Origin of the sequence: uncultured Gemella sp. (assembly GCF_963515875.1) — a bacterium.
Lineage (GTDB): Bacteria > Bacillota > Bacilli > Staphylococcales > Gemellaceae > Gemella.
The window spans coordinates 1-18,959 of the sequence record NZ_CAUPZX010000036.1 but is presented as its reverse complement, the minus strand read 5'-3'; the positions used below and the strand labels follow the sequence as shown (position 1 = coordinate 18,959).

The window sequence follows — 18,959 nt, the reverse complement described above, 5'->3', positions numbered from 1 at the left end:
CCCATCTTTATATACTATATAACAGTTTTCATCTACCATATCCATTACTATTCTTCGAATCTCTGCTCTCGCCATTTTATCAAAACCTTTCAATAATTATCTATACATTTATTTTATCGTATATTTTTATTATTAACAAGTGATAATTAGTAGTTTTTCTTCTTTACTTATATTTTCCTCACATCACTTGACCTAATTTAAAAATTTTTTTATACTTGTATAGTATGATTTTTATATTAACTCAAATTGTACCTATTATTTAACAATTTAAATATATGCTTAATAAAAGGAGAAATAATTATGAAATTAAATTCTTTTTCTAAGTTTTCACTACTTAGTATTTCAATATTATTAATGTCTCACCTTGCTATCTCTCCAGTAATTCCAAATCTTTATAATTTTTATCATGGAAGCAATCCTAATATAGGTCTAGCCTCTGTAGAGAGTTTAGCTACAATCCCTGCTATGATGATAACAATCTTCGTTCTGCTTAGTAACGGAGTAATTAAATTTATTGGCAAAAAAAATACTGTTCTTCTTGGACTACTTTTAATTTTCGTTTTTGGTATAGTACCAGCATTTACTACAAACTTTAAACTTGTACTAATTAGTAGACTTTTCCTTGGAGCTGGTATTGGGTTATTTAATTCACTTTCTATTAGTATGATAAGTGACTTCTTTGATGAAGATCAACGCGGTACAATGATAGGTTTAAGAACAGCATTCCTAAATATTGGTAAAGCATTAACTACCTTTATTTCTGGATATCTACTAATCTATGGTATTCAATATACATTTTTAGTTTATGCTTTAGCCCTTCCGATATTTATTATATTCTTATTATTCGTGCCTAATGCAGAAAATGTAAATAATAAAAAAGTGAGTATTAAATTCCATAAAGAGACTATTCTTTTAACACTATTAACATTTTTAGTAGGTATTTCATACATGGGTGCAACTATCAAGATTCCTACTCTACTTGCTGAAAAATATCACTATCAACCAGATGTAGCTAGAAATCTACTAACAATTTTAGCTCTTAGTGGTATATTATCTGGAGTTATTTTTGGTATTTTAGTTAAGAAATTCAAAAATCTAACATTACCTATAATGTTAAGTTTCATGACAGTCGGAAGCATATTATTCGCCCTGACAAATAATATTATAATCTTCTACGTTGCAGCCATCTTCATCGGAATTAGCTTCGTAGGAACCATGTCATTTAACTTCTTCTATATTTCTAAAAAGTTAGAGAATAAATTCATAAACTTTGCGACAAGTGTAATCTTAGTTGGTGGTAATATCGGTGTAATACTGACTCCGGTAGTTCTTACTAAAATCCCTGAAGCATTACACCTTGAAAAATATACTACGCCATTTTTCATAACTACAGCTCTAATGCTAGTTTCTACATTAGTTAGTTACGCAGTTTTAAGAAACAAGAAATAAAATTTAAAAAGGAGTGACTCAAAAATCGTGATTTCGAAGAAATCGATTTTGTTGAGTCACCCCCACACAGTTTATTAAATATCTAAAAAGCTTTTAAAAAGCGTATTTAGATATCAATAAACCACTGTGTCTATAGATTCTCATATAGACTTTTTTAAAAATTTAGAAACTTTAGGTCGTCTCCTTTTTATTAACTATTTAGTAATTCTTTGTTTTTCTCTAAAAATTCTTTTAATTCGTTATCTGGTACTTGTCTAGCTAATACTAATGTTCTTAATGAAACATCATCAAGTCGACATGTAGCAAATACTGTCATATTATCTTCACCAGAAATTTTACTGTTTTCTAACCAGTTTCTAGAACCTTCTTTAAACATACTTATAAAGTTTTCCTTTTTATCACTAGCACTTGGAATTTGATATAGTTTCGTATCTTCGTGAACTACTTTAACTCCAGTCACTTCATAATAATACTTTCTCTCCGGTGTTTCAATGACGACCACTCTGTGACTATCGAAATAATCTTTCTTAGCGAACCAGTTCATATTATTAAACACCCTAGTATCTAAGGTAATCTTCTTCTCTTCAATTCCTGCACGAGCATGTCCAAAAATCCATTTAACATCACTTTGCTCTAATCCTGGTTTATTATCGAAATCCATAAACACTGCTCCGATATATGGAGCTGGCTTATTATCAATCCCAAATTCTAAATACTTAGAGTTATTCGTTGTCTGTAAGATTGGTTCCTTCAGAGAATCTCCTCCATCTCCTGGAACATACATGTATGCAATAACCTCATTATTTATTGCCTTCAAGTCTTTAAATTTATTTGATAAGTAATCTTTTTCAGCTTGATCTACTACATACTTATCATCTTTTTTCGATTCTTTATTAGACTCTACTTTATGTTCTACTTGAACTTGTGGTTCTTTAGAATTCTCATTCATATACGAATATAATCCAAATCCACCACCTACTAAAATCACAAGTAATAAAACATATTTAATAACGTTACTTAATAATGATTTGTTCTTCATAAAAATATTCCTTTCTAACATATTAATTCTTCATATAAAACTCCAAACTAGATTATATCATATTTTTTATAAAATTTCTTCAAAAGTTAACTTTGATAACATATTAACATTAACAAATCTATTAAAAATATAATCCACAAACATACAATTAACTATTAGACCATAAAAATAGAGTGACTCAAAAATCATAATTTCGAAAGAAATCAATTTTGTCGAGTCACCCTAGCAAAGTTTATTATATACCTAAAAATTCTCTATAAAACAAATTTAGATATCAATAAACCAATACTTCTATATATTCTCATATAAATTTTTTTGAGATTTAGAACTTTAGTCAGTCCCTTGTCACAAATAAGTTTTTTTAAACTTGTCTAATATTTACAAAATCAGTAGGTGGAACATTTTCTTTTCCTAAGTCAGGTTGACCAGCCGTAATTAGGATAAGATCACCATCTTTTGCCAATTCTGATTCTTTAGCAAATTTCGGTGCTAAACTTAACATTTCTTCCATTGTTAAAGTATTTTCCTCTATAAATGTAGTTACTCCACGTGTTAATGCTAATTTTCTAGCTTTTTGTTTTGATGGAACTACCGCCAAAATTTCTACATTTGGTCTATAACGAGCTATAAACTTCGCCGTACTTCCTGATCTTGTATATGTAACTATATTATTAACATCGACAGAATCTAAAAGATACTTAGTTGATAAAGAGATCGCATGTGCAATATCCATTTGAAGATTTCTATATTCTTTTGGATTATTATTAAGAACTTTATCTTGAGTTTCAATATAAGTAATTATTCTATCGACTGTTTCCAACGCTTCTTTTGGATAACTTCCTATAGCAGTTTCTTCAATTAACATAATAGCATCAACTCCATCAATAACCGCATTCGCCACATCAGATACTTCCGCACGAGTCGGTCTAGGATTATAAATCATTGAATGTAACATTTGAGTTGTTAAAATCACTTCTTTTATTGAAGCATTTGCTTTTTTAATTATTTCTTTTTGAATACCTGGAAGATCTTGATATGGTAATTCCATACCTAATTCGTCCCTATTTATCATAATTGAATCCGCAAACTGAATGATTTCATCAATATTTTCATATGCCTCTTTACAGTCAATTTTAACGATTAATCCAATATCTTTTTTCCCATTAGCATGTAAAATATCTTTAACTTTTCTAATTTCGTCTAAATTACTAACGAATGGGCAAGCAACAAAATCCACATCGTTTTCACATGCAAACTGAACACTAGCTTCTTCAATTTTAATTAGTTTATATTTACTCTCTGCATAAATATGATCTAAGTCATAAATAATCGCTGTGTTCTTGTTTAATTTTTCTCTTAGTTCTTTAATTTTATTAATTCTTTCTACACATTCTTCTGTGCTACCATAATATGTATCAATAAGAACTGCATCCGCACCTTTTGCTACTATTTCTTCTAATAGTCCTTCTGTACTATTTCCTAAAGTTGCTATTACTTTTGCCTTTCTAGTCATAATAAACCTACCTCACATTTAAAACGTTTACTTTATTTTTTATTATAACACATTAAATACTGATTTTCTAGATAATTTTTCAAAGTTATTTATGTGAAATTGTAATCAATCTTATATTTTTAAAATTGCATAATATATTAAGTATTTTCTAAAGCTATCTTATGACATATACTAAATACTTATTTTACAATATGTACATACTTATTATATAAATTATTTCAATAACATTTTTAAAAATTATTTTTTTTAAAAAAGAAATTATACATTTCTTTGTATAATTTCTTTTAGTTTATTTTTCTGTATAACTTTAATTAAAATTCAACACATTAAATGATTATTTCTTTTTTCGGAGTAACTATACCTGATTCAAGAAAATCTAGGAATTCACCGAATAAATGTTCCATCTCTGCGTATGTATTTAAAGTGTTTAGCTCTTTTTTGACCTTAGCTCCACCTTTGATACCTTTCATGTAATATGCAGCATGTTTTCTCATTTCATGAACAGCTACTTTTTCAGGTTTGATTTCCATAAGTCTTCTCAAGTGAAGTAAACATACGTCTATTTTTTCTCTTGGCGTTGGTTCATCAGTTAGTTCTCCTGTTTCTAAATACTTAACTGTACGATATAACATCCATGGATTCCCTAATGCAGCACGCCCAATCATCACCGCATCACAATTAGTATCATCTAACATTTTTTTAGCTAGTTCAGGAGACGTAACATCACCATTTCCTATTACTGGTATTTTCAATTCTTTCTTTACATCACGAATAACATCCCAGTTTGCTTTACCACTGTACATTTGAACTTTTGTTCTACCATGGATAGCAATAGCACTAGCACCTGCACGTTCAGCGTTTCTAGCATTATCCATAATGAAGATATGCTCATCATCCCATCCCATACGCATTTTTACTGTTACTGGCTTAGAAACAGAATCAACTAATCTCGCTATTACTTCATATACCTTATCTGGATCAAGAAGTAATTTACTACCCGCATCAACTTTAGTTATTTTCGGTACTGGACATCCCATATTTAAGTCAATAATATCAGCTTCTGTATTTTTATCAACATACTTAGCAGCTTCTACCAATGTTTCGATTTCTCCACCAAAAATCTGTAAACTTAATGGACGTTCTCTTGGATCGATATACAGCATATTCATAGTTTTTTTATTGTTAAATAAAATAGCTTTATCACTAACCATTTCTGCACACACTAATCCCGCTCCAAACTCTTTAGCTGTTAAACGGAAGGCAGCATTACAAACACCTGCCATAGGGGCTAATACTACTCTATTAGGTATTTCAATTTCTCTAATTTTAAACATTCTTTATCCTTTCTATTTACAATTTTTCTTTATATATACTTATAGGTTCTGTTATTTTTTCTAATGATTCTTTAATATTTTTTCCGGCTATCTCTATATTACCGTACATTTCTGCTAGAGGAGCTAAAACAAAGTTTCTATCATGAATATATTTATGTGGAACAACAAGTCTATCATCATTAAAAATTAAACTATTAAAAGTAATTATGTCTATATCTATAGTTCTATTTCCCCAATGTTCTTTACGAACGCGCCCTAGTTCTAGTTCTATTTTCTGAATAGTGTCTAGCAATTCATATGCTCCTAATGAAGTTTCTACCTCTATACACATATTTAAAAAGTCTTGATCAGCGACCCCACCCCAAGCAGGTGTTTCATAAACACTACTTTGTAGTTTAATTTTCAAATTATTAGCTTCTATTTTTTTAAGGGCTTCTTTTAAATATAGTTCCCTTGGTTCTATGTTTGTTCCTAATGCTAGTATAATCATTATAATTTATAGAACTCCTCACGTGTTATTTCCACTTTTACACCACATTGTTCAAAATGATAACTTATAGGTGCTGCTGGTTTATTAACTTTTAACCTAATCTTTTCAATTTGAGGAAATTCATTAAAGATATTTTTTAAAATTTCTCCCGACAATCTTTCTAGTAAATTATATGTATTTGTAGTTGCTGTTTTTACTACTACATCTGCAATATCAGCATAACTAATACTATCTGTCATTTCATCACTAAATAAAGCTTTTTGATAATTAAGCTCACATTCAATACCAAAAATAAACTTCTGTCCAAGTTTGTTCTCTTCTTCAAATAATCCATGATTAGCAAATATTTCTAGATTATTTATAAATAACTTTGTTTTCATGATCAATACCCCTCAATCATTATTTTGCTTAACTATAAAATTTTAACATATTTCTAATTATTTCTCTAATAATTATACTCGCTTAAAATATATTTTCATAAAAAAGACTTGAAAATAATGATTTTATAAAATCTTATTCTCAAGTCTTTTTAACATGCATTATTAGATAATAAATAGAGTATTTAAATCTCAATATTATAAATAATACATATATTCTTTATTTATATTAAATTTTTTATATCTTAATCTTAATAGTTATTTAGAAAGTTTACGTCTAACTGCAAGTCCAACTAAAGCAATTAATCCTAATCCTGCCACTTCTGTACTTGAAGAATTTATACCAGTATTTGGTAATATTCTATCTTTTTTATCATCCTGAACTTTAGAAGTTTCTTGTGATATTTTGTTTGTAGCAACTGTTAGTGCACTATTATTTACATGAACTGATGGAACTGATGATTGAGCTGCAATAACAAATGTGCTGAAGTGATTTGTATTGAAAGTAAGTTTTCCATCTGTATATGAAGTTTCTTTTATTTCTTCTAATACACTATCTTTAACGTGATACACTTTCAATTGTTGATTTTCATCTTTAGCCACTGCTAAAGTAACAACACGTTTTTCTCCTGTTGCTTTTAGCTCGTTACCATCTTTATCTTCAAAGTGAAGGTCTAATGTTCTTACTACATTTAAATTCGAATTAAGTTCTTTAACTAATTCTTTTATTTCTTTAGCTCTTTCTCCTGTAATATCTTGAGCAACAAATTTACCAACGTTGTTTATTTTTGATTTATCATATTCAACTGAGACTGTTACTCCATCAGCTAATCTAACAGTACGTACAAAATCTTTTCCTGTTTTTTCAGAAGTAGCTATGTTTGCCGAGTCTTTTGGACTATCAGGGTTAACTGGATTTACTGATGTACCTGGTTGAACTGGAGTTGTTGGTTTACTAAAGTCGATTTGAACAACTACAGGATCATGGTCAGAAGCTCGTCCATGTTCTTCCATAAATGAAGCATTAATATGTACAGGAGAGAATACTACTTTATCCTTAATATTTTTAGAAATTAAAATATTATCTAAACTTTGATTGCTTCCACGGTAGAAGTATGAGTATCTATCTCCTTGTTCATGTTCAGCCATTAAATTAACAAGTTCATTTCCTACTATTGTTTTCACACTATCTGAAAATTCAAAGTCATTGAAGTCTCCAGTAAGAACAAATTTTAAGTTAGGATTTTGGCGCAATCCTTCTTTAATAAAGGCATTTAAAATTTTAGCTTCTTCTATACGTTTTGGTTTAGTATTTTCTACTGATGGTTGATTAGAACCATAGATTGCATCATCACCTAATTTTGATTTTAAGTGGTTAGCAATTACTACTATTCTTTCACCTTTAAATTCAAATTCAGCAGCTAGTGATTTTCTAACTTTTTCGAAGTGAACACTTGTTGGATCAATTCTAGCCGGGTTTTTCTCAAGGTGTCCATTTACAAAGCGTGCTGCTTCTTCACTTCCACCCTTTTCTTTACCGATTAGTGTTACTCTATTAGGGTTATATAAGTAAGCCACCCTAATGTTAGCACCTGGTTTTCCACCATCTTTTCCATCAACTGGAGCTATTTCAGTATATTTATAATCTGGTCCACCAAAACTTTTAATTCTTTGAGCTAATTTTTCTCCACTCTTAACTCCATCAACAGTTCCATCGCTAACTCCACCGTTATTATCTTGAACTTCGATTAGAGTAATAATATCAGGACTATGAACTTCTTTGATGAATGAATTAGCAATTTTATCAACTTTTTCCTCTGGTGTTTCATCGTGACCACTGTTATTAGCAGAGAAGTTCTCAATATTATATGAAGCTATAGTTAATTTATCTTCAGCTGGATAAATTTTTGAAACTTCACGTTTTAATCCACCATCTTGTATTGTCGGCACACTACTTGGATCAATTTTATACGTTTTATTTTTATATGTAACTACTCCTGAGATATTTTCATTAAAGTAGTCTTTTGCTTTTGCTACAAATGAATTTCCTACAGTTATTGGTAGTACTTCTGTATTTTGAACACCTGGACGAAGATTCACCCCACCGATGTTGTTAAGTTTTTGCCCTTTGTAATCTCCTGGTAATACATAAATATCACCTTTATATTGTGGACCAGTAACTTTTGGTTTAGTTACTTCTACAAGCATTCCCTCTAGACTTTCCCAGTAATCTAGTGCCTCAGTTTCTGGATTATATTTTGTTGGTGTCTTATCCACTATATCTTTCGGCATTTTTTCAGAAATGTTAAATGCTTTCGGTAAGTCTGCTTTTCCTAATTTTGTTATAGTTGCATTGATGATTTGAGTAACTGTTAAACTACCTGCTGGTTTTTTAAAAGTTTGCCCTGGTTTTACAGAGTATTCTTCCATATAACCTTCTTTAACAGTTCCTTGAACTTTTAATAAATCACCTGATTCTACTTTATCTTTTGAAGCAACATAGACTGCATCAGATGTTCTTGAATTGTCATCAGAAACTTTATCTTGAACATAGAAACCTGTTTTATCAGTTTTAGTTACAACAACATTGTTTATAACTACTTCTTTACCAACTAAAGGACTCTCGTGACTTTCTCCTTGTACTTCACCTATGTTTTTAACTTCTTTTGGGGCTGTTACTTGAGCTGCTGATGCAGTTGCTCCAACCGTCGTACCTTCATTTTTATCCGTCGTAGTAGCAGACGTCACTACTTCTGTTTTTACCTCAGCTGCTGAAACTTCATTTGCTTCTGCAGATAAATAAGTAGCACCTACTCCTCCTAAAACTGCACTTGCTAATAATATTGATAATTTGTATTTTTTCACAATATGGACTCCTTGTATATAAGTTTATACTAATTATTTTACTATTAATCTAGTTAATAAGCAATATCAATTGTTTACCTCTACAAAAAAAATCCTCAATATAGATTTTCCTATATTGAAGATTCTTAAAATCAATAATTAAACTATTTAATTCTTCTCTTTTTCAGTTTTACAAATATAAATAATAAAATAACTAAACCTACCATTCCTATAAATACTAGCCATGTATTTTCTATTCCTACTTTATCAGTTAGCACTCCATTTACTGATAGTAATATTGCTACTATGATAGATTCAAATGTGTAAAATATAGAAACAGTGGTCGTTCTATTTTCATCACTTTTTACCAGATATTTATGCATAAAAATATTAACTTGTATACTCATTATCTTAAAGAATATAATATAGACCATAAATAATACAAATTTGATATAAACATTTTGGATAAAAATAAATACTAATAACATACTAATATTTATAACTACTAAAAAATAAAGTATGTGGAAATTCGATAATTTATTTGATAGTCTTTCATAAATAACACTTCCTAACATCCCACTAACCGATATTCCAACCCAAATATAACCGATAATATCGGTATCTAACTTTTCAAATACAGCTTGCCATTGATTCGATGGTCCAAGATCTAAAATAGAAGGAATTATAAAAAGTATCATAAGAAGTATACTACTCTTCACATATAATGTTTCTTTTAGCGAATTTTTCACCGTAACTATTGAACCTTTTAAATTCTTAATAGATATTTTTTGTGTCTCTTCTAATTTTTGCATAAATACGTATGTAAAGAAATACGAAATAATAAAAACTAGCATACTTAATATTATCGACAAACTTTTATAATAAACATAGACGTATTTGGTACTTATAAATCCTATTACCGCTGAGAAAAATAGTGAATATAGTGAACTTCTAGAAAGAACTTTATCTATATCTATTTCTTCATTATTTTTATTGTTTACATTGACCAACCAACTTGTTAAAGTTCCCGATTGAAATGACTCTGCAATGGCAGATAATATTGCAGATATGTATAACAATATCAAACTATTGCTAAGCAACAATATTAATCCAACAACCCTAAAAATCACACTTAGAAGAATACTATTTTTTGCTCCAATATTATCGGTGATTGCTCCACATGGAAGCTCAGTCATAAATGAAACCAACCAAAAAATCGATAAATATAACCCAACTTCAGTAAAAGAAAAATCTTTTGACAACAGATAAATATATAAAATCGGATTAAAGAATGATAGCGCTATTGTGAATAATATATTGTATAAATAATAAAATTTTGTATTACTCATCACGTTCTCCTACAATTTTATATATTCTACCGTAATTATCTCTTTCTAAGAACTTATAATCAACTAAATATCTTCTAATTAGAGAATAATCCGGATAAATCTCCTTAATTGCTTCATTTAATTCTTTCTCAGTAAACTCTAATGATTTTTCCTTTAACATCTGTAAAACTAACTGAAGCACAGGTATCTTATTCTTCTCTTTTTTTGGTATTGTCATCAATTTTCCTTCTTTAAAATATTTCACTTTGATTTCTTCCATAATACCGCTTCCTTTCTGTTAATAAATTTTAATTTTTTATCTATTATTATACGAAAAAAATACAAGTGTGAAAATAAATCTCTAACTTAGTTTAACCTATGTTAGAGATTCTTGCAATCTAAATTATTATTAATTTTCTATTGTCCTAAGACAAATACATCCTCTGCTTCTTTTTCTTCTTTTTTCGTTCCTTTACTTAAAAATGAAACTTTATTCGCGATAATAGCCATTTGATAATGTGTTACCCCATTTTTATCTGTGTAGACATTATTATTCAAACTTCCAACTATATTCAGTAAGCTTCCTTTATCGCAGTATTTTACAGTATTTTCTGCAGTTTTCCCAAAAGTTGTGAATTCAAAAAATTCTGTATCATAATTGCCGTCTTTATTTTTAAAATCAGACTGCACCGCTAACGTTGCTTTAATATAATTTACTTTCTTATCACTTTCTTTTAATTCTGGTTTTTTTACTAGTCTTCCTATTAATATTACTTGATTCAGCATTATATATCCTCCCTTAAAATAATAATTTAGATTGCTATAAAAACACTTGGAAGACTTTTTTATTATTTATGAATTAAAGTTACAAATACTTCTCCATCTTGTAAAAATTCTGCATTAATGTAATTATCTCCATCAAAATGAAGAACTTTACCAGGTTCTACAATATGAACTTCTTCATCATTTAAGTACACCTTAACTTCTCCTTTAACGCAAGTAAATATTACTAAGGCTTCTGGATGGTTGTGTTTTGGAATTATATCACCTTTTTTCCCAATTTTTTTAACTAATTTAAATCTGTCATGTTTCTTTAACAATCCCGCTTCTTCAAAAATTACTCCTACACTCATACTAATTCTCCTTATTATAATTTTATCTCTATAAATATTTCCTATATAAACGTTTTCTTACTCTTATTATAAAACTTTTTTATTAACAAAACAAATAAAATTCATATCTTTTTCTAATTTTTTAAAAGTAGTTCCCATTTTTATAAATTGCTTTCTATTATCTTTTTTAAAACCATTTTTAATTATTCTTAATGAATTTATTACTCCTTCATCTGCTAATAGTCCCGAAACTGTAAGTAGTGTCAGTTTATCATGCATATAATTAACCGTTTTAAATTTTGCTTCTTCAAATAGTGATAGCCAGTCTTCATTAGATAATGGTGATACATTTACATTAATCGCATCAGATAATTGATTTGTAGTCTCCTCATAATTATTCAACAATAAGATATCATGAGTTAATAGTAATCCACCTGGTTTCAATACCCTATAATACTCACTTAATGCTTTTGCCTTACTCTTATTACTAAACATAGTTAACATCGCTTCATTAATAATATAATCAAAACTATTGTCCGAAAATTCTAAATGAAAAGCATCGGCTCTAATAAATTCAATATTCCTAAGATTATTTTTCGCCGCCTCAAGTTGTGCTTCTAATATTGCTACTTTATCCACATCTATTCCTATAAAAGTAGTTTTTGGATACTTTTTAGCTAAAGAAATTAGATTCACTCCTTTATTACAAGCAACCTCTAATATTTTCTCACCTTTCTTGAACTCTATATGGGCAAATAAAAAGTTGGTACCTTTGATTCCTCCGGGTCTTAATCTAGTTTTACCTAAATTTTTCAAAAATTTATGCCCCATTTCCTTCTTCATAATATCACTCCTTAATATGTGTTATATTTATATTGTACAATAAATTAAAAACAAAATCTAGAAATAATTGATAATAACTATCGATTATTTCTAGATTTTTCAATTTAATCCATTTTAAAAATCATTATATGTATATGTTCCTTTACCTTTATTTTCAGTTGCAAAGCGAACTATTACTTTTCCTAATAAACTAGCCTCTATTGGACTATATTTTTTAGTCTTCCCTTTTAATACAAATTGAAAAATCGGTGCTACCTTCATAAATATTTCTTCTAAAAATCTATTATCATTGCGCCTGCTTATAAGGAGTGAAGGTTGAAAAATTCTTAAAACACCAAGATTCAGTTCTTTTAATTTATCCTCTAACTCACCTTTAAGTGAATTATAAAAATTTTTTGAGTTACTATTAGCACCAATAGCAGAAACAACATTAAAACTCCTTACTTTCCCTTCACAAAGTTTAGCGAAGTTTACAGTATAATCAACATCAATCTTTCTTTGATTTTCCTTTGAACCTGCTATTTTTAGTGTTGTTCCAAGACTAGCAAAAACATCCGCCTCTTCTAAAATTCTTGTATCAAAATTCAAATTTTCAAAATCTACTATTATTTTAGTTAGTATTTCTCCTTCAGGTAATTTTCTTATTGATTCCCTTCCGAGAATATAGACTTTATTATAAAAATCATTTTCTAAAATTTCTTTTAATATCTCTTTTCCTACTGCTCCAGTAGCACCAATAATTATCGCTGTATTTTTCATTCCTATACCTCCCTAAAATAATAATGAAATTAAAGCTAGCATTGGTAATCCACCTTGCTTTAATACTATTTTTTTATCACTTGTTAGTCCACCGTATATTGCGACAAGAATAATGTAAACAAATAACAGTCCTACAATCTCTTTAGGATTTTTCGAGAAAAATGTTCCATAAAGAAGTCCAACTCCTATTAATCCATTATATATACCTTGATTTTTAAATAATGTATTCAAACTAAGTCTTTGTAATTCTTCCTTTGCAATATTAAATACTCTACTTGTACTATCTGAATCTGTAGCAAATGTCTCTAAATACATAATATAGAAAAACAATATTGCTACTAACGTTGTTAAAATTATTGTAATTATACTCATCCTGATACCTCTTTTTAAATTAAATTATTGTTAAACTTGTTAAGTAGTACTATCAACTGTTTTAGATCTTCATCAGTAAATTCATTACCGATTATCTGACTAATATCAGTTTCTTCAGTACATTTGTCTATTTTATTTTTTGATGTTTCTGTAATTCTTATATATACTTCTCTATTATTTGCTTCATTACGACTTTTCTCCACATATCCTTCTTTTTCTAATTTATTTATATGCCTTGTTATTGCCGCCGCATCTATCTCTAAAATCTTAGATAGCTGTTTAGGTGTAGCTACATTGACTTCATATAAGTATTTAATAATTTGAAATTTTGTTAGGCTTATCCCTAATCTTTCCTCAAAAATGTACGCAATCTTTCTCTCTAATACTTTTAAATCGTGTAGTAAATTCACATATTCTTTAACATCCATTTATATACCCACCTCCTTTATTGACCAGTCAATCATCATATAATTAATTATACATATTAACAATTGATTTATCAACGATTTAGTTTGTAAGATATTTCCTGACATTAATTGTAAGGTATTTTCTAAAAAATAAAAACTTTATACATTACCATTTACAAATATTTCACCGTTATATATAATGGTTTTATAAGTTAAATAGTTTAAAATAAATAAGCAACTAAAAATTTAAAAAATTGCTGTGAAACTACTTAATAAAAAGGTTTTATCACTATAAAAAACTATTTTAATTTAATATTATATATAATTGAAGTTAAGGAGGAATTTTACATGTTCTCATTTTTAAAAGCATCAGCACCTAAACCGAGAATCGAAAGTGCTCGTACAGATGCTGAATATAAAAAACTTCGATGGCAAGTATTCTCAGGGGTATTCATTGGATACGCAGCGTACTATCTAATTAGAAAAAACTTCTCACTTGCTATCCCTTATTTAATCGATCAGTACGGTTACTCTAAAGCTGACTTAGGGAAAGTTTCACTTGCTCTGTCATTAGCTTATGGTTTCAGTAAATTCATTATGGGTAACGTATCAGACAGAAGTAATCCTAAGTACTTTATTACTATTGGTTTAGTTGCTTCTGCTGCTGTCAGCTTAATTTTTGGTCTTGTTCCTGCAGTGCTATCTTCATTAACACTAATGATTTTCTTATCAGCACTTAACGGATGGTTCCAAGGTATGGGATACCCACCTGGTGCTAAAACAATGACTAACTGGTTCTCAGCTTCTGAGCGTGGTGCTTGGTGGAGCTGGTGGAACGTGTCTCACAACCTTGGTGGTGGATTAATCGGACCTCTTGCACTTGTAGGGCTTTCTGTTTTTGGTGCTTGGCAATCATTATTCTACTTACCAGCGACTATTGCTATTATCTTAGCAATTATCATGTTCTATCTAATGAAAGATACTCCAGAATCTGAAGGTTTACCACCTGTAGATGAATGGAAAGGTGAAAAAATTGTAGAAAAAGTTGAATCTGCTCACACATTATCAGCAAAAGATATCTTCTTTAAATACATTATCAACAACAAATTCCTATGGGCTATCGCAGTTGCTAACGTATTTGTATACTTCGTTCGTTACGGAATTATTGACTGGGCTCCAACATACTTAAAAGAAGTAAAACACTTCTCTGTTGACAAACAAAGCTGGGCTTACTTCTTATATGAATATGCTGGTATCTTCGGTATGTTAGCTAGTGGTTACTTAAGTGACAAAGTGTTCAAAGGACACCGTGCTCCTCCAATGTTATTATTCTTAACAGGAGTTCTTATTGCAGTATTTATTTACTGGAAAAACCCTCCAGGTAACCCACTTATCGACAATATCTGTCTAGTAGCTATCGGATTCTTAATTTATGGACCTGTTATGATGATTGGTCTTCAAGCAGCGGACTTAGTTCCACGTGTTGCTACAGGTACAGCTACTGGTCTTACTGGACTATTCGGTTACCTACTTGGATCAGCAAGTGCTGGTTATGTAATGGGTAAACTTGTTGACGTGTTCGGATGGGACGGAGGTTTCTATGCATTAATCATTTCTTGTGTACTAGCATTCGTATTCATCTCATTAACACTATTCAAGAAAACATCTAAACAATTAGAAAACTAATATAAATAACATCTTTATCAGAAAGGATCTTTGATCCTCCTTAAACTGATAGAGATGTTATTTTTTTACATAATATTTATACTTAATAACTTATCAAACGGCACTGACTAAAAAGTCCTAAAATTTAACAAAGTTAATATGAGAACTCACAGATGTAATAATTTATTGATTTCTATATTTGCTTTATAAAAGTTTTTTAGATACCTAATGAACTTTGTCGAGTCATTCCCGTTTATTCACATTAAAATATTAATTTTGATTTCAAGTATTCTACTAGTTCACTTCTTTTCTTAGTATTAGTTTTTTCCATAAGACGTTTTTTATATGTGTCTACTGTCTTAACACTTAAGAATAACTTTTCTCCAATATCAGTAAGTGTATATCCTTCTACAATATATCTCCCCACCTCTTTTTCTCGTTCACTTAGTTCTATTTCTTTATCCTCTTTAAATAATTCATAGAAAATCGTAGCATATTTTTCATTTAGGTATATATCATTTTTAAACATAACTTTATCAATGGCATGGAGTATTTCTTCATGAGCAGTACTCTTTGTTACATAACCCGAAGATCCTAATTTAAAAGCCTTTTTTATATATGATTTATCTTCATGCATACTTAAAATAATTACTTTAGTATTTAATTTTTTTTCTTTTATTATTTCTAATATATCATATCCACTTCCATCTGGTAGCGAAATATCACATATAAAAAGGTCGTAAGATTCGTTGTTAATTTTTTCTATAAATTCTTTTTTACTTGCACAATCATCGATAACACAAAATTCTCTATTATCCTCTAAAAGAACTTTAATACCTAGTTTTATCAATTTATGATCATCAATTAATAATATCTTCATTGTCCTGCTCCTTCGTTATCATTTCCGTTTTGAATCTACACATTAATATCGTGGAATACTTAACATTTTTTAATAATTTGAATTCCCCCGAAAAATCTAAGATTCTTTCTTGTATGCCATAAATTCCTAAACGCCCCTGTTTTTTTGCTAATTCTACACGTTCTTTTGTTAATCCTACTCCATTATCGGCTATAGTAAGTATTATGTAATCTGCATTTCCATATAATTTTATTTGGACTTCTGTAGCACCTGAGTGTCTTTTTATATTAGACAATGATTCTTGAACAATACGATAAAGAGTAATATCAAAATTATTATTTTTACCACCTTCATAATTTGTATAAAAATCAACATCTATACCATATAAATTCTTGTAATCCTCTACATACTTACTAATAACTTCGCCTAGGCTCAGTTCTGAACTAGGCGGTCGTAAATTAACAGCTATATTTCTAATATTACTTAAACTATTTTCTATTTCTGATTGGATTAGTAATAAACGTTCTTTTTTCTTTTGATCACTTTCTTTATCTACTAAATTACTTATTAAAAACAGAAGGCTCGCTAAAGATTGGCTAACCTCATCATGAAGTTCTCTCGAAAGCATCTTTTTCTCTTCTTCTTGAATTCTAAATATTTTATTTAATAGGTAATTATTTAGTTTCTTATTCTTTTTATTATTTTCAACCATTTCGTTTATGGAACTGACAAGAACATGGAAATCACGACTATAATTTTCTTTCTCTATTTTTGTTCTATAATCACCTTCACGAATAATTTCATCAGTTACCGATGTTAAATCTTGAACAGGTCTTTCTATTAATTTTGAAACATAATATGCGATAACTAATAGCATTACAAATACTATCATATTCAAAATCAATATTCTTAAAAACTGACTATATGTCTTCATATAAATATTTTTTGTGTAAAATCCAACTCTTACATACCCTATATTAACATCATCTATAGGAGAAATATACTCTAATAATTCTCCTCTTGAACTTCTATATTTTTTAAAATTATTTAACTGTTCATCGTTAAAAGTGGCAATCTTTTGCGGAACTTCTTTCAACGTCTTGCCTAATATATTTTTTTCATTATCGTAGACAATAATATACGCTACTTCACTATTTAGCGAAGCACTATGTATTTTCTGATGAATTTCATACGTATTTTCTGTTTTTATATTTTCTGAAATATTTCCTGACAATTGATAATAAGTTTGAGTAATTCTATCTTTAAGTGCACTTTCCAAAATATCTTTATTATTAACATACGTATAGGCTAATATTACACCTAAATATATAGTATAAATCACAACGAAAAATATAATAATCTTATTTTTTATCTTCAACTTCGCCATATGTTAATCCTCACTTATTAAATTTGGATAGTCACTAGCTTTTGTTTCTTCATATTTTTCAATTTGAAGCTGTGATAATGTATTCTTTATAGAACTATCTTTTTCTATAGATAGTAATATTTGTTTAAGTTTATCTTTTTCTTCATAATTTTTATGAGTTACTACTGGTCCTGTTGCTACTTCAGGAAAAGTTTTTATTATTTTTATATTAAGCACAGTGTCTGGAAAATTATTATAGATATACTGTAACGCCCAATCATCGACAATAGCGGCTTTTACAGTTCCATTAGTTACTTGATTTATTGACTCTTCGTGACTATGAGTAAAATAACTATTACTGAAGAACTTATTTACCGACATACCATTTTTTTTCAAATAATCATTCATTGCTAAGTAACCCGAATAGCTATATGTATCTACAAATGCAAAGCTCTGGCTTTTCAAATCTTCTATATTATTTATATTGGAATCTTTTTTAGCTATAACTATAGGATGATAATATGTTTTCCCTCTATTTGGTCTTGCTAGAAGTTCTAAAGACTCCTTATCTTCATATAATGAATAGGCACCTGTTGATAAAAATGCAACATCTATCTTATTATTTTTAAGTAGTACGTTAATATCTCTATAACTTTTTTTCTGTATTAGCTTCACTTTTTTACTCAACTTTTCACCAATATAATTAGCCAATTCTTTTTCCAAGATATAGCTCTTATTATCACCAGTTACAGATATCAATCCAATTCTTAAAGTTTCATCATCCTTAGCACTATTATCAACAGTTTCTGTAACTTCTGAAAAATCAATATACTCCTCTTGTTGAACTTTTAAAACAAAGGGAAGTATTATCAATAGTACAATAGAAAAAATCACTATAAGAAAACTTGTAATCATTCTCTTCATTTTCCTAAATCCTTCATAGTTTATTTCAATATTTTAACGGAAATCTCGACAAAATCTTGTTTCTACTAAATCACGATTTTCGAGTCACTTCCTAATTTATCTTTTATTAATAGTATAACATTTTCTTAATAATGAAAAAAGGAAAATCATTAACTTCTTTCTGATAATTATAATATCGGTGGTAACTTGAGAAAATTGATTTTTTCAAAATCACGATTTTCGAGTGAGAATGATAAAATAAGAATGTACAGTTTTGACAAAATAAAAATGTACAAATA

General features: G+C 28.9%; 19 protein-coding genes. 2 read left to right on the top strand and 17 right to left on the bottom strand.

The genetic code is table 11. From position 1 onward, the window contains the following. Positions 1–300: 300 nt before the first annotated feature. Positions 301–1,449 (top strand): MFS transporter, encoded by a 1,149-nt coding sequence (locus RWL85_RS06665; protein ID WP_314086331.1) that lies wholly within the window; start codon positions 301–303, stop codon positions 1,447–1,449. Between the two features lie 190 nt (positions 1,450–1,639). Here the strand turns inward: RWL85_RS06665 and srtB are convergent, their stop codons facing one another. The 14 genes from srtB to RWL85_RS06595 all read right to left on the bottom strand — a co-directional run bounded on the left by srtB (position 1,640) and on the right by RWL85_RS06595 (position 13,888). After that, positions 1,640–2,488: a class B sortase, LPKTxAVK-specific gene (gene srtB / locus RWL85_RS06660; RefSeq protein WP_314086330.1), complete on the bottom strand. Its 849-nt coding sequence runs from the start codon at positions 2,486–2,488 to the stop codon at positions 1,640–1,642. A 361-nt stretch (positions 2,489–2,849) separates the two neighbouring features. Further along, positions 2,850–4,001 carry a pyruvate kinase gene (locus RWL85_RS06655; RefSeq protein ID WP_314086328.1) on the bottom strand — a complete coding sequence of 384 codons (1,152 nt, stop codon included), beginning with the start codon at positions 3,999–4,001 and terminating at the stop codon, positions 2,850–2,852. A gap of 326 nt (positions 4,002–4,327) precedes the next feature. Further along, positions 4,328–5,335, bottom strand: a complete 1,008-nt coding sequence (gene dusB / locus RWL85_RS06650; RefSeq protein WP_314086327.1) for a tRNA dihydrouridine synthase DusB — start codon at positions 5,333–5,335, stop codon at positions 4,328–4,330. Positions 5,336–5,351: 16 nt separating this feature from the next. Next, a complete protein-coding gene (gene folK / locus RWL85_RS06645; protein ID WP_314086326.1) occupies positions 5,352–5,825 on the bottom strand; it encodes a 2-amino-4-hydroxy-6-hydroxymethyldihydropteridine diphosphokinase in 474 nt (157 codons plus the stop codon). Further along, positions 5,825–6,205, bottom strand: coding sequence for a dihydroneopterin aldolase (folB, locus tag RWL85_RS06640; RefSeq protein WP_314086324.1), 381 nt, complete (start codon positions 6,203–6,205; stop codon positions 5,825–5,827). The genes folK and folB overlap by 1 nt, the downstream gene beginning before the upstream one ends. 255 nt (positions 6,206–6,460) lie before the next feature. Continuing rightward, the gene (locus RWL85_RS06635; RefSeq protein ID WP_314086322.1) at positions 6,461–9,067 is read right to left on the bottom strand and encodes an endonuclease/exonuclease/phosphatase family protein; all 2,607 of its coding nucleotides are present in this window, start codon (positions 9,065–9,067) and stop codon (positions 6,461–6,463) included. 143 nt (positions 9,068–9,210) lie between these two features. Then, positions 9,211–10,395: an MFS transporter gene (locus RWL85_RS06630; RefSeq protein WP_314086320.1), complete on the bottom strand. Its 1,185-nt coding sequence runs from the start codon at positions 10,393–10,395 to the stop codon at positions 9,211–9,213. Continuing rightward, entirely contained in the window at positions 10,388–10,654 is a 267-nt protein-coding gene (locus tag RWL85_RS06625; RefSeq protein ID WP_314086318.1) for a DUF2087 domain-containing protein, read from the bottom strand. Before RWL85_RS06625 ends, RWL85_RS06630 begins: the two co-directional genes overlap by 8 nt. A 137-nt stretch (positions 10,655–10,791) precedes the next feature. Further along, positions 10,792–11,160, bottom strand: coding sequence for a single-stranded DNA-binding protein (locus RWL85_RS06620; RefSeq protein ID WP_314086316.1), 369 nt, complete (start codon positions 11,158–11,160; stop codon positions 10,792–10,794). Between the two features lie 62 nt (positions 11,161–11,222). Next, positions 11,223–11,507 carry a cupin domain-containing protein gene (locus RWL85_RS06615; RefSeq protein WP_314086314.1) on the bottom strand — a complete coding sequence of 95 codons (285 nt, stop codon included), beginning with the start codon at positions 11,505–11,507 and terminating at the stop codon, positions 11,223–11,225. A 66-nt stretch (positions 11,508–11,573) separates the two neighbouring features. Continuing rightward, entirely contained in the window at positions 11,574–12,329 is a 756-nt protein-coding gene (locus tag RWL85_RS06610; protein WP_314086312.1) for a class I SAM-dependent methyltransferase, read from the bottom strand. 114 nt (positions 12,330–12,443) lie between these two features. Next, entirely contained in the window at positions 12,444–13,088 is a 645-nt protein-coding gene (locus tag RWL85_RS06605) for an NAD(P)H-binding protein (RefSeq protein ID WP_314086310.1), read from the bottom strand. 12 nt (positions 13,089–13,100) lie between these two features. Beyond that, positions 13,101–13,460, bottom strand: a complete 360-nt coding sequence (locus tag RWL85_RS06600; RefSeq protein WP_314086307.1) for a DUF1304 domain-containing protein — start codon at positions 13,458–13,460, stop codon at positions 13,101–13,103. A 14-nt stretch (positions 13,461–13,474) separates the two neighbouring features. Next, a complete protein-coding gene (locus tag RWL85_RS06595) occupies positions 13,475–13,888 on the bottom strand; it encodes a MarR family transcriptional regulator (RefSeq protein ID WP_314086304.1) in 414 nt (137 codons plus the stop codon). 327 nt (positions 13,889–14,215) lie between these two features. Between RWL85_RS06595 and pgtP the strand changes: the two genes are divergently transcribed. After that, positions 14,216–15,553, top strand: coding sequence for a phosphoglycerate transporter protein PgtP (pgtP, locus tag RWL85_RS06590; RefSeq protein ID WP_314086301.1), 1,338 nt, complete (start codon positions 14,216–14,218; stop codon positions 15,551–15,553). Between the two features lie 241 nt (positions 15,554–15,794). Here the strand turns inward: pgtP and RWL85_RS06585 are convergent, their stop codons facing one another. Genes RWL85_RS06585 through phnD form a run of 3 tightly spaced genes read right to left on the bottom strand, consistent with a single transcriptional unit; the run spans position 15,795 to position 18,672 of the window. Next, a complete protein-coding gene (locus RWL85_RS06585) occupies positions 15,795–16,412 on the bottom strand; it encodes a response regulator transcription factor (RefSeq protein ID WP_314086300.1) in 618 nt (205 codons plus the stop codon). Beyond that, complete coding sequence (locus RWL85_RS06580; RefSeq protein WP_314086298.1) at positions 16,393–17,778, bottom strand: histidine kinase; 1,386 nt, start codon at positions 17,776–17,778, stop codon at positions 16,393–16,395. Before RWL85_RS06580 ends, RWL85_RS06585 begins: the two co-directional genes overlap by 20 nt. Before the next feature lie 3 nt (positions 17,779–17,781). Then, a complete protein-coding gene (gene phnD / locus RWL85_RS06575; protein WP_314086296.1) occupies positions 17,782–18,672 on the bottom strand; it encodes a phosphate/phosphite/phosphonate ABC transporter substrate-binding protein in 891 nt (296 codons plus the stop codon). Between the last annotated feature and the right edge of the window lie 287 nt (positions 18,673–18,959).